Genomic DNA, 12,710 nt, shown 5'->3' with positions numbered 1-12,710 from the left:
GTTCCCACTTTTCCTGACATGCTCTAAAGCGCAGCGCGGATTTTCTCCGCATGTGCGGCCAGCACATCATTAGCTACCATTACGCCTGTATGCCGTTTGAGCGGCACACCTTCATAGCGTGGAATAATATGAAAATGCAGGTGGAAGACTGTCTGTCCGGCAGGTTCCTCATTAAACTGTCGGATGATAATGCCGTCCGCATTCATCGCTTTTTGAATAGCAATCGCGATTTTTTGAGTAACCACGATCAGGCTGCCCAGCGTCATAGGCGCCGCATCAAGCAGATTGCGCGAGCCGGTTTTGGGAATAACCAGACAATGACCGTCTGATTCCGGCATAACGTCCATAAACGCATAAGTATCATCGTCTTCATACACTTTATGAGACGGAATATCGCCGGCCATGATTTTGGTGAAAATATTATCGGGATCATATTGCGTCATGAATTATTACTCTTTTTAAAGGGACTGTGATTGCTGAGAATCGTGCCGAAATGTGCCACTTCCGCGCGTTCATGTTCAAGATAATCTGACACAGCGCGGCGAAAACTTTCATTGGGCAGGTAATGCGCCGAATGTGTAACGGTTGGCATATAGCCGCGCGCAAGTTTGTGCTCGCCCTGTGCGCCTGCTTCTACGAATTTCAGGCCGCGCTCAATCGCAAAGTCAATCGCCTGATGATAACAGACTTCAAAATGCAAAAATGGATGGTTTTCAGTGCATCCCCAATGGCGGCCATACAGCGTATCACCGCCGATAAAGTTGATCGCACCGGCGATATATCGGCCGTCACGCTTTGCCATCACCAGCAATATATCGTCGGCCATTGTCTCGGCAATCTGGCGATAAAACTGGCGGTTGAGATAGGGACGGCCCCATTTGCGCTGCCCGGTATCTTCATAAAACACAAAGAAAGCGTCCATAATTTCTTCGGTAATGGCGCCGCCGGTCAGCCATTCAATCGTAATATTGTTTTGCAGGGCGCCCGCACGTTCTTTTTTCAAGTTTTTGCGTTTGCGCGAGGCAAGCGTGCCAAGGAAATCATCATAGGATGAATAATTATCATTGTGAAAATGAAACTGCTGGTCGGTCCGATGAAGAAAACCGGCATCTTTCAACGCACTAATGTCGGCTTCCTCGGCAAAGGTAACATGTGCCGACGATAGATGAAGCTGTTGCGCCAATTGCGTTACACCTTGCGCAAGAGCAGCACGCGCAGCATCGCCATTGACTGAATTGGAGACCAACAGGCGCGGGCCGGTTGCCGGTGTAAACGGCACAGAAGCCTGATATTTGGGATAATAACGCCCGCCGGCACGCTCATAGGCGTCTGCCCATGCGTGATCAAACACATATTCGCCTTGGCTATGCGACTTTATATAACCGGGCAGGACACCGTGGATTGTGCCCTTGTCATCTTCCAAAATAAGATGTTGCCCGAGCCAGCCGGTCTCGCGCACAGCACAACCCGATACTTCAAGTGCGTTTAAAAAATCATGACTTATGAACGGGTTATAAGGAAAACCGGATTCAGTTTTTGAAGTGCCGGAAAGCTTGGACCAATCTTCGCGGCTAATGACACTTATCTTTTCCTGCACCCGAATTATAAACTCGGCGTCGGATGGCGACTTGTTTTCGGGGGCAGGTGTTGTCTCGCTCATACAAACAGATTTAAGGCTGCGTGGCGCATGTGCAAGGTGTGCATTATGGCAAAAAGCCTTCAAATGTCATTTGATCTGCATATTGGTTTGTCAGAGCAACATCATCTTGTGTGCGAACGGTCCACGTAATGACCGGCATCTTATGTATTTCGCGGACTTCGGATACAAATGCGTTTGGCAGTTCTTTGACATAGAACGAGACAAATTCGATGCCGTAATCAAGCGCTGCCCGATGCTTTTCAAGTGCTGCATCATCAACGCCCAAGGCGGTAAGACCAAGCGGACATTTTGAACCTGTCGCGCGAAATGCTTGCAGCAGATCATGCTCAAAACTCATCACAGCGACTTCGCCGTTATAATCTTCTACAGCACCCGCAACAGCCCGTGCCAACCGCTCTGCGTCAGCTTGATTGCCATCGCCTTTCATTTCGATCACGACAGACACCTTGCCGTTTACAGCGTGAAGAACCTCCTCAAGCGTATTGACAACATCACTGGTGCCACCAAGCGTAATTTCAGCCAGTTCGGAGGCCTTTAGAGCTTTAACAGGATTTTGATTGGCCGTTACACGACCCAATTTACTGTCGTGAAACACCATGGCGCGGTCATCGCCCGACAATTGAACGTCAAGCTCAATCGCATAGCCGTGCTCGACAGCGGCAAGCATGGCCGCCATCGAATTTTCAAATACAGCCTTGTTGCCATCATGCAGGCCGCGATGGGCAATCGGAGAGCGCGTTAGAAACGATAAATCACTCATTTGACTTCTATAATCGCTTCAATTTCCACTGGCGCGTTAAGTGGCAGGACAGGAACGCCGACGGCCGAACGGGCATGTGGACCGGCTTCGCCAAGCACTTCTGCAAGAAAGTCAGAGGCACCATTGGCCACCAGATGCTGGTTGCTGAACTCAGGTTTAGAGGCAACAAAGACTGTGATTTTAACAACGCGCTTGATGTTTTCCAGATCGCCGAGCGCGGCTTTTGCCTGCGCCAAAATATTGATTGCACATTGCCGTGCTGCTTTTTGCCCAAGCTCCAGATCAACTTCGTCGCCCAGTTTTCCTGTTGTGATCAACGCGCCATCTTCCAGCGGCAACTGCCCGGATGTGAGCAGGAGTTCTCCTGAACGTATCCACGGCAAATAGTTTGCGGCAGGAGCCGCGGCTTCCGGAATAGTAACGCCCATCGCGTCCAAACGTTCTGAAATTGTGCCCGTCATAAAATGCTCCTGTTAATTGGAAGGAAAAATTGATTGTAAATAAAAATCTTCTGCCTCGCTTCTGCCACGAGAATTTCTATATTCAAGTCAAATCTTAGAGGAAAACTATGCGTCCAATTTTTACCAACTATCAAATTGCCTTATCGTGTGCAGCGGCAACAGGCATATTTTTCACAGTCAACAGCGCTTCTGCCGAAGTGAGCTTGGCACCGCATCGTGCTGTTTATGATGTGAATCTGAACGAAGCGTCAGAGCGCAGCGGCATAAATGGAATGAACGGACGCATTGTTTATGAGTTTCGCGGCTCGCCTTGCGAAGGGTATACGACAAGTTTTCGTTTCGTGAACCGTGTAACAGCGCGCGGCGAATCAAATGTAACCGATCAGCGCACATCAACCTATGAAGATGCTGAGGGCGAAAATTTCCGCTTTGTCACGCAGACTTATGTCAACGACAATAAAGATCGGGAAATTGAAGGCAAAGCCAGCACCGGAAAAGATAAAACATCTGTGGCGCTCGACAAACCGGATGAAGTCAATCTGGAATTGCCGACAGCCATGTTCCCAACCGCCCATATTGTTGAATTGCTCAATCGGGCGGATGCAGGCGAGACATTTTTTCAATTGCCGATTTTTGACGGTTCGGATGGCGGCGACCGTGTCATGTCTACGACAATCATCGTCGGTCCGGAAAAAACCGATGGGGAAGAAAACAGGGATGTGATCGGTGATCTGGCCGATGCCGAATACCGCAAAGTGACAATTTCCTATTTCGATAAGGAAGATAAGCAGGAAGCGCTGCCTGAATATACAATCGCCTTCAAACTATATGACAGCGGCATAACCCGCGATCTAGAGATGGATTACGGTGACTTTTCACTGACAGGCAAAATGACTGATCTGGAACTGTTCGACGCCGAAAGCTGCGAAGGCTAGTTTTATCCAGTCATCTATTGCAATTAAAGGGGCTGTGAGGTAAGGCAGCGCCATTCCACACACGGAGTCTGTGTGTTTTGGGGAGAAATCCCAAAGCACCACCGGTTGCAACATAGTGTTGCTTCTCTCCGTGGAGGCTAAACCGGAAAGGAAAATACGATGGCATTGCCAGATTTCTCAATGCGTCAGCTCCTCGAAGCAGGCGTACACTTTGGTCACCAGACACATCGCTGGAACCCAAAAATGGCGAAGTACATTTTTGGTGACCGTAACAACGTTCACATTCTCGATCTTTCACAGACTGTTCCGCTTCTTTCAAATGCGCTTAAAATGGTGTCTGACACCGTTGCAGGCGGGGGCCGCGTTCTTTTCGTCGGCACAAAGCGTCAGGCTTCGGAGATCGTTGCAGACGCAGCCCAGCGTTCAGCGCAGTACTATGTTAATGCGCGCTGGCTCGGCGGTATGCTGACAAACTGGAAAACAATTTCCAACTCAATTCAGCGTCTTCGCAAACTTGACGAATTGCTTGCTGGCGAAGGTCAGGGCTTTACCAAGAAAGAGCTTTTGAACCTGACACGCGAGCGTGAAAAGCTTGACCGTGCACTTGGCGGCATCAAAGACATGGGCGGCGTGCCGGACCTTATGTTTGTTGTTGATACCAACAAAGAAGCGATCGCTATTCAGGAAGCGCACCGTTTGAACATTCCGGTTATCGCGATTGTTGACTCAAACTGTAATCCGGATGTTGTTGATTTCCCGATCCCGGGCAACGACGATGCGGCACGCGCAATCTCGCTTTACTGCGATTTGATCGCGAAATCAGCGCTTGACGGCATTGCCCGCCAGGCTGGCGCATCAGGCATTGATGTCGGCGCAATGGAAGAAGCGCCTGTTGAAGAAGCTCTGGCCGAAGAAGCAGCATCTGCTGAATAAGCGTTCAAGCGCTTGAATCTTATACATGTGCGGCAGCAAAACAGCTTCCGCACATGCACTTTCATAAAACTGATGAAAATCACGGTCACAGAACCTATTTAAGGTCTGATCGAAAATGAAGCCGCACCTAAATGACAAGTCGGCACAAGAGGTAATGAAAATGGCTACTATTACTGCAGCATTGGTAAAAGAACTGCGCGAAGCATCCGGCGCAGGCATGATGGACTGTAAAAAAGCACTTCAGGAAAACGACGGCAATGTTGAAGCTGCGATGGACTGGCTTCGCACAAAAGGTATTGCGAAAGCAGACAAGAAAGCTGGCCGTACAGCTGCTGAAGGCCTGATCAGCGTGAAAAGCGAAGGCAATGAAGGCGTTGTTGTCGAGTTGAACTCCGAAACGGACTTTGTTGCGCGCAACGATGATTTCCAATCATTGGTAACTGGTGTTGCCGGTGCAGCTATGGGTACAGACGGTTCCGTTGATGCTGTTCTTGCTGCTGACCTTGGCGATAAAACAGTTGACGGCGCGATCAAAGACGCTATCGGCACAATCGGTGAGAACATGAACCTGCGCCGCTCGGCAAAATTGAGCGTGGGTTCAGGTGTTGTTGCATCTTATGTTCACAATGCTGTTGCAACCGATCTCGGTAAGCTTGGTGTGCTTGTTGGTATTGAAACAACAGGCGACGCTGCTGCTGCACAGGCAATCGGCCGTCAGATCGCAATGCACATCGCTGCGACCAACCCGCTTTCAATCAGCCCGGACGATCTTGATCAGGATGTGGTTGAGCGTGAGCGCGCAATTTTCTCAGAGCAGGCAGCCGCTTCAGGCAAGCCAGCCAACATTATTGAGAAAATGGTCGAAGGCCGCATCAACAAGTTCTACGGTGAGGTTTGCTTGCTCAAACAGGCATTCGTTATCAACCCTGACCTGACTGTTGAAGCAGCGCTTAAAGAAGCTGAAAAAGAAATCGGTGCACCGGCTAAAATCACAACCATGGTTCGTTTCGCTCTTGGCGAAGGCGTTGAAAAAGAAGAAAGCGATTTCGCTGCTGAAGTTGCAGCGGCCGCAAAAGGCTAAGTACGAAAACCTTTGGTTTGAGTAGAACAATTACAGGGCATCGCGTGACAACGCGGTGCCCTTGTTGTATCGAAATGCACGAATCCATATGCCACATTGAAAGTATTGAAGAACGATGACGGACACACCCCTTTACAAACGCGTTTTGATTAAGGTCTCCGGAGAGGCGCTGATGGGGGATCAGGGGTTTGGCATAGATGTTTCTGTCGCGGACCGTATCGCCGGCGACATTAAGCAAGCCCGTGATCTTGATGTTGAAATTGCCATTGTCATTGGCGGCGGCAATATCTTCCGCGGCGTGGCTGTGGCATCGCGCGGCGGCGACCGTGTCAGCGGTGACCATATGGGGATGTTGGCAACGGTCATTAACTCAGTCGCGCTGCGTACATCACTACAAAAACACGGTATTGATGCGGTGGTGTTGTCAGCCATTGCCATGCCTGAAATCTGCGAGAGTTTTTCGCAGCGAAAGGCAATGGCCTACATTAATGCGGGGCGTGTGGTGATATTTGCCGGCGGCACCGGCAATCCGTTTTTCACAACAGATTCAGCGTCAGCATTGCGTGCAGCAGAAATCGGCGCCGACGCTTTGTTCAAAGGAACACAAGTCGACGGTATCTATTCCGCCGATCCGAAAAAGAACCCGGATGCGATGCGCTATGAAAAACTGACGCACAAAGATGTATTGGACAAAGGCTTGAATGTTATGGATGTGGCTGCGGTTGCATTGACGCGGGAAAATCATATCCCGATTATTGTGTTTTCAATCCATGAAAAAGGCGGGTTTGCCGAAATTTTAAGTGGTCGGGGACGCTCCACACTTGTAACAGAGGTTTAATCCTCATTTTGATCAACATTTGTGCACATAGCTTGTCAATGTCAGACTATCTGCACGAGGCCAAAGCAGAACGATAGGGGTTTAGCCAGATGAGTAATGAATATGATTTGGCGGATTTAAAACGCCGTATGGAAGGCGCAATCAATGCATTTGCAGGCGATTTGGCCGGTTTGCGCACAGGGCGCGCATCAGCCAGCTTGCTGGATCCGATTATGATTGATGCCTATGGCAGTCAGATGCCGATTACACAGGTTGCCAACGTTACCATTCCGGAACCGCGCATGCTTGCGGTGAATGTCTGGGATAAGGGAATGGTATCTGCCGTTGAAAAAGCCATTCGAGATTCAACGCTTGGTCTTAATCCGATGACTGACGGTACAACTGTACGCGTTCCATTGCCGGAACTGAACGAAGAGCGCCGCCGCGATCTTGTGAAAGTTGCCAACCAATATGCCGAAAATGCGCGTATTGCTGTGCGTCACGTGCGCCGTGATGGCATGGACACCCTAAAGAAGCTGGAAAAAGACGGTGATTTTGGCAAGGATGAAGCGCGCGCTGAATCCGAGGCGGTCCAAAAGCAGACTGACGGCTTTATTGAGCGTATTGATAAATTGCTTGCTGAAAAAGAACAGGAAATTTTGCAAGTTTGATGATTTACGGCTTGGCTAGAGCCGTAAACCCGAATGAAAGAGGAGCTTTGCAGAATTGCTGAATGAAACGCCCGCCAAATTGACACAGCCGGTCAATCACCTTGCCATCATCATGGATGGCAACGGGCGTTGGGCTGCGGCGCGGGGAATGCCCCGTACATACGGCCATAAAGCCGGTGTGGAAGCTTTGCGCCGTACTGTGAAGTCGGTCCCGAAGTTTGGCATCAAACATCTGACCCTATATGCATTTTCATCAGAAAACTGGTCGCGTCCCGCCGATGAAATCAAAGATCTTCTCAGCCTTTTAAAACTCTATATCCGGCGCGATCTGGCGGAATTGGCTGCAAACGGTGTGCGTGTGCGTATCATTGGCCGGCGGGAGGGCTTGCGCCCTGATATTCTGGCACTGATTGAATCTGCCGAAGAAAAAACCGCGCACAATACCGAGCTTAATTTGAACATCGCTTTCAATTACGGTGGGCGCGATGAAATCGTCCGCGCCATGCAAACTGTTATTGATGATCCGTCCGGACCGGTAGCTAAGGGCGAGCGTGTGACCGAACAGCATATATCGGCAGCGCTCGACACAGTTGCCAGCCCAGATCCTGATTTGATTCTTCGCACAAGCGGCGAAGTGCGCCTGTCCAATTTTCTGCTGTGGCAGGTTGCCTATGCTGAAATGGTCTTTCTTGATTGTATGTGGCCCGACTTTGACGAGCATCATCTGGCAGAGGCCATAGAGATATTTACACGCCGTGACCGCCGTTTTGGCGGTGTGGAAGCGGTCAAAGGCGCAGCACAATGAGCGAGCTTCGCTTACGTGTCATCTCCGGCATCATCATGGCGGTCGTCTTTTTGTTTGCCGTCTTTGTCGGCGGATGGATTTTTGCGCTTCTGATTGGCCTTATGTCAGCCGTTGTTTGGTCTGAGTGGGCGAATATCATGCTACCGGACAGCGATGACCGTGCGAAGTTTGTCGGTTTTGCCTGTGTTGCAGGCATGACTTTGGCATTTTTATTCTTTTCAGGAACGCTTTTGTTTTTAGCGGTTATTGCAATATTCGGTATTGCAAGCGGCTTATTGCTGTCTTGGGTAGGGGGCACGCGGAGCGTTATCGGCCTTTTATACGCTTGCGGCTTCCTGATTGCGATGGTCAGTTTGCGCGGCGCATTTGAATACACAGTCGGCCTGATTGCGATTCTTTATCTATGCGTCACGGTTTGGTTTACCGACATTGGCGCTTATTTTGTGGGTAGAGCTGTTGGCGGACCAAAGCTTGCCCCGGCGATCTCCCCGAACAAAACAATGTCCGGCGCAATAGGCGGCGTGCTTGCCGCAGCTTTTGGCGCATGGATCATCATCATTCTGGCAGGACTGCACAATCAAGGCGGCCTGCTACTGCTAGCTATTGTGTTATCTGCGGTTTCCCAAATGGGCGATCTTTTCGAATCTGGCATTAAACGGCGCGCTGGCGTTAAAGATTCCGGTTATATTATTCCGGGCCATGGCGGTTTAATGGACCGTATTGATGGTCTACTTTTCGCTGCAATTGTATTGTGGATGTTAGGTGCTATCGTTGGCGGTCTTGCCGCACCGGCATCAGCATTTTTTGTTTAGCGCGTGTGCGCGATATTTATATAGGTAATTTGCATGGAATTTATCTCCAGCCTGATATCAACAGACGGGTTTTTACTCGGCACGCTTTTGCCTTTTCTTTTCGTGCTGACAATCGTGGTGTTTATCCATGAGCTCGGACATTATTGGGTAGGGCGCCTTTGCGGCATCGGCGCAACAACTTTTTCTGTCGGCTTTGGTCCTGAAATTATCGGTATTAATGACAGGCGGGGCACACGCTGGCGGCTTTCGCTGATCCCGCTTGGCGGTTATGTGAAGTTTGTCGGGGACATGAATGCCGCCTCAACGACAAGCCGCGAGCATGATCCTGATAGCAATCTGTCTGAAGCAGATCAGGCGCGCGCCTTTCATAACAAATCTGTATGGCGCCGCGCAGCAACAGTTGCAGCCGGTCCAATTGCCAATTTTATACTGGCAATCATAATATTCGCCGTGATTACAGCAACATATGGCCGCATGGTTGCCGACCCAATTGTTGCTGAAGTGCGTGAGCAAAGCGCCGCAGAAGCCGCTGGCATCGAAGTGGGCGATATTTTTGTTTCTGTTGACGGCGTGTCTGTCGAGACATTTTCCGATGTTCAGCGCTATGTGACACCACGCGCCGAAACGCCGATTGTGATGCGTATGCGCCGCGGAGATCAGGAGCTTGATCTGACCGTTACGCCCGAGCGTCTGGAAATCGAGGACCGCTTTGGCAACAAGATAGAGCAGGGCGTCATCGGCGTGGTCAACAATGCTGAAGTCGGCAATTACCGCACACAGGAATACGGTATTGGCGAATCTCTTTGGATAGGCGTTAGGGAAACCGGCTGGGTGATTGCGCGCACCGGCGGTTATTTGGCCGGCGTTGTGACCGGCCGTGAAAAAGCTGACCAAATTGGCGGGCCGATCCGCGTGGCTCAGGTTTCCGGTCAAGTTGCGACACTTGGTTTTGCCGCATTGCTCAATCTGGCGGCAATTTTATCTGTATCAATCGGACTTTTGAACCTTCTGCCCGTTCCGGTACTTGATGGCGGCCATCTATTGTTTTACCTATGTGAGGCAATTTTGGGTAAGCCGCTTTCCGAGCGGACAATGGAGTATGGATATCGGGTTGGATTCGCGCTGATTCTTGGTTTAATGGTTTTTGCAACGTGGAATGATGTGACTCGCATTTTTGGTGCAAGTTGAGTTAAAAAAAGAGATTTTTAACCATAAGCTATGGAATTTAGTGGCTAAAACGTCACGCAACGGCACAAGGTAAAGGCTTTTTAACCCTAAAGCTTGCGTGTAGGGGAAAAGCCTGCAATACGACTTAGTATCACTGTAAGAAGGTGCGCTTATGCGTGCACACAAACAGACAATAGTGGGGAAGTAACCGCATGAGAGCGGCTCGTAAATTACTAAACGCGGCATCGATATTTGCCCTATCCGTCACGCCAGCTGTTGGCGGCGCTGTTATTCTTCAGGCAGTAAGTGTTTCTACTGCAGACGCAGCGGTTGTACGTTCGATATCCGTAAGCGGTAACCAGCGCGTTGCTGATGCGACGATTGCCGATTTTGTCGGATATCAATCAGGTAAGAATTTTACCAGCGCTGAAGTTGATAATGCTGTTAAAGCACTGTTCCGCACAGGGCTGTTCTCTGATGTGTCTGTAAATACATCCGGTTCAACACTGGTTATCAATGTTGTTGAATACGCAACGGTCAATCAGGTTCTATTCCAGGGTAACCGCAAATTGAAGGACGATCGCCTTGAAGCCGTTGTCCGTCTGCGCTCACGTGAACGTTTTGATCAGCAAGCACTTGATGCCGATGTTGATGCCATCGTTGAGGCTTACAGCCGCACTGGTCGCTCCGACGTGCAGGTTAATGCCAGCGTGGTTGATTTGGGTGAAAACCGCGTCAACGTGATTTTCCAGATCGCCGAGGGTGGAAAAACCAAAATCTCACAGATCAATTTTGTGGGTAACAACGCATTTGGTGATCGCCGCCTTCAGGGCATTATCTCGATCAAGAAAACAAATCTGCTGTCTTGGTTCACACGCACGGACGTTTATGACGACCAGCGTCTTGCCGCTGATGAAGAGCAGCTTCGCCGCTTCTACTTCAACCGTGGTTATGCCGATTTCCGCGTTATTTCTTCCTCTGCCAATGTTGATCCTGAAACAGGCAATATTGCCATCACTTTTGAAGTGGATGAAGGCGAGCGCTATGCTTTCGGCAATATTGACATCGACAGCACAGTTTCCGGCGTTGATCCTGAAGAACTGAAACGTTCCGTTGAAACCCGTGATGGTAAAACATACAGCGCAAAAGATGTTGAAGACACGCTTATCGCGATGTCTGAAAAGTTGGCGGCAAAAGGCTTCCCGTTTGCGGAAGTGACGCCTGTCGGTAACCGTAATTTTGAAAATAACACGATTGACGTTTCTTATATCGTTGATCAGGGCCAGCGCGCTTATGTCGAACGTATTGAAATCGTCGGCAATACAACAACGCGCGACTATGTTATCCGCCGTGAGTTCGATCTGTCCGAAGGCGATGCTTTCAACCAGATCCTCATTCGCCGCGCGCAAAAGCGTCTGGAAGCACTTGATTTCTTCCAGCGCGTAGAGATTACGACACGTCCGGGCTCTCAGCCTGACCGTGTTATCATTGTTGTTCAGGTTGCAGACAAGCCAACAGGTGAATTTGGTGTCGGTGTGGGTTATTCAACCGGCAGCACGGATACATCTGACAAGGGTGTGAACTTTGAGGGTTCTATTTCCCAGCGCAACTTTCAAGGCCGTGGTCAGGCAATCCGCCTTGCTGTAGGTGGCGGTGTTGATTCACGTACTTACAATGTATCGTTTACCGAACCTTATTTCCTTGGCTACCGCATGTCAGCGACATTCCGTGCGTTCAGAAGCACAAACAGCTATGACGATGACGGTTACGATAGCGCGACAAGTGGCGGCTCAGTAAGCTTTGGCTTGCCTATCACAGATAATTTCAGTGCCAATTTCGGTTACTCTTATTCACAGGATGAATACACTGTCACGGATGCAGCACTGCTTCCGTCAGCGATCGATACAGAGATTAATTCGGGTCGGAACCCTTATATCCGCTCTGCAATCAACTACGGTTTTGTATATAACTCGATTGATGACCGTAATGACCCGCATGAAGGCGTATATGTCTCTGTGCAGCAGCAGGTGGCCGGTTTGGGTGGCGATGCCAAGTACATCAAGACAACGGCAGACGGACGTTACTACCATACGCTGTCTGAAGAAGCTGACATTGTCGGGTTCTTGCGTGCAGGCGGCGGTAACATCACAGGCTTAGGTGAAGATGTCCGCGTGTTTGACAATCTTCGCTTGGGACCATCACGTATCCGTGGTTTTGAAACCAATGGTATTGGTCCGGTCGATGCTGCAGGTAACCATTTGGGTGGTACCAGCTACCTTAACTTTACTGCAGAAGCGCAGTTTCCGCTGCCGGCGGTCCCGCGTGACCTCGGCTTTAAAGGTGCTATCTTTGCCGATGCTGCAACATTGTTCGGTAGTGATTTGGCCGATGCGACAGCCGCTTCAACGGATATGAAATTCCGTACTTCTGCGGGTATCAGCTTGATCTGGCAGTCACCGTTTGCGCCTCTGCGCATCGATTATGCCTTCCCGATATCAAAAGAAGATACGGATGAAGTACAACAGTTCAACTTCTCTGTATCGTCAGCATTCTAAATTAAAAAGTCCGGCTAAGTGCCGGACTTTCCACATGTATCTCGTGTCTGCTC

13 protein-coding genes are annotated in these 12,710 nt (G+C 49.9%); 9 read left to right on the top strand and 4 right to left on the bottom strand.

The window, feature by feature from the left end:
* Nucleotides 1–23: 23 nt before the first annotated feature.
* Genes SU32_RS09280 through SU32_RS09265 form a run of 4 tightly spaced genes read right to left on the bottom strand, consistent with a single transcriptional unit; the run spans nt 24 to nt 2,881 of the window.
* Nucleotides 24–443, bottom strand: a complete 420-nt coding sequence (locus SU32_RS09280) for an HIT family protein (protein ID WP_053999067.1) — start codon at nt 441–443, stop codon at nt 24–26.
* Entirely contained in the window at nt 440–1,660 is a 1,221-nt protein-coding gene (locus SU32_RS09275) for a GNAT family N-acetyltransferase (RefSeq protein WP_053999066.1), read from the bottom strand. The genes SU32_RS09280 and SU32_RS09275 overlap by 4 nt, the downstream gene beginning before the upstream one ends.
* Nucleotides 1,661–1,703: 43 nt before the next feature.
* Nucleotides 1,704–2,420 (bottom strand): glycerophosphodiester phosphodiesterase family protein, encoded by a 717-nt coding sequence (locus tag SU32_RS09270; RefSeq protein ID WP_053999065.1) that lies wholly within the window; start codon nt 2,418–2,420, stop codon nt 1,704–1,706.
* Nucleotides 2,417–2,881, bottom strand: coding sequence for a RidA family protein (locus tag SU32_RS09265; protein WP_053999064.1), 465 nt, complete (start codon nt 2,879–2,881; stop codon nt 2,417–2,419). The genes SU32_RS09270 and SU32_RS09265 overlap by 4 nt, the downstream gene beginning before the upstream one ends.
* Nucleotides 2,882–2,988: 107 nt before the next feature.
* Between SU32_RS09265 and SU32_RS09260 the strand changes: the two genes are divergently transcribed.
* The 9 genes from SU32_RS09260 to bamA all read left to right on the top strand — a co-directional run bounded on the left by SU32_RS09260 (nt 2,989) and on the right by bamA (nt 12,657).
* Nucleotides 2,989–3,816 (top strand): cell envelope integrity EipB family protein, encoded by an 828-nt coding sequence (locus tag SU32_RS09260; protein ID WP_053999063.1) that lies wholly within the window; start codon nt 2,989–2,991, stop codon nt 3,814–3,816.
* Between the two features lie 159 nt (nt 3,817–3,975).
* Nucleotides 3,976–4,749, top strand: coding sequence for a 30S ribosomal protein S2 (rpsB, locus tag SU32_RS09255; protein ID WP_053999062.1), 774 nt, complete (start codon nt 3,976–3,978; stop codon nt 4,747–4,749).
* A 160-nt stretch (nt 4,750–4,909) separates the two neighbouring features.
* A complete protein-coding gene (tsf, locus tag SU32_RS09250; RefSeq protein ID WP_425394265.1) occupies nt 4,910–5,830 on the top strand; it encodes a translation elongation factor Ts in 921 nt (306 codons plus the stop codon).
* 115 nt (nt 5,831–5,945) lie between these two features.
* Nucleotides 5,946–6,668, top strand: coding sequence for a UMP kinase (gene pyrH, locus SU32_RS09245; RefSeq protein ID WP_053999060.1), 723 nt, complete (start codon nt 5,946–5,948; stop codon nt 6,666–6,668).
* Nucleotides 6,669–6,757: 89 nt separating this feature from the next.
* On the top strand, nt 6,758–7,318 hold the full coding sequence (gene frr, locus SU32_RS09240; RefSeq protein ID WP_053999059.1) for a ribosome recycling factor: 561 nt from the start codon (nt 6,758–6,760) through the stop codon (nt 7,316–7,318).
* 79 nt (nt 7,319–7,397) lie between these two features.
* Nucleotides 7,398–8,123 (top strand): undecaprenyl pyrophosphate synthase, encoded by a 726-nt coding sequence (locus tag SU32_RS09235; RefSeq protein WP_053999082.1) that lies wholly within the window; start codon nt 7,398–7,400, stop codon nt 8,121–8,123.
* Nucleotides 8,120–8,935: a phosphatidate cytidylyltransferase gene (locus SU32_RS09230; protein ID WP_053999058.1), complete on the top strand. Its 816-nt coding sequence runs from the start codon at nt 8,120–8,122 to the stop codon at nt 8,933–8,935. The genes SU32_RS09235 and SU32_RS09230 overlap by 4 nt, the downstream gene beginning before the upstream one ends.
* 33 nt (nt 8,936–8,968) lie before the next feature.
* Nucleotides 8,969–10,123 (top strand): RIP metalloprotease RseP, encoded by a 1,155-nt coding sequence (rseP, locus tag SU32_RS09225; RefSeq protein ID WP_053999057.1) that lies wholly within the window; start codon nt 8,969–8,971, stop codon nt 10,121–10,123.
* A gap of 191 nt (nt 10,124–10,314) precedes the next feature.
* The gene (bamA, locus tag SU32_RS09220) at nt 10,315–12,657 is read left to right on the top strand and encodes an outer membrane protein assembly factor BamA (protein WP_053999056.1); all 2,343 of its coding nucleotides are present in this window, start codon (nt 10,315–10,317) and stop codon (nt 12,655–12,657) included.
* The last annotated feature ends 53 nt before the right edge of the window (nt 12,658–12,710 follow it).

It is taken from the genome of Ahrensia marina (assembly GCF_001293565.1).
In the GTDB taxonomy this organism is placed as follows: Bacteria; Pseudomonadota; Alphaproteobacteria; order Rhizobiales; family Rhizobiaceae; genus Ahrensia; species Ahrensia marina.
This window is presented reverse-complemented; position numbering and strand designations above follow the sequence as displayed.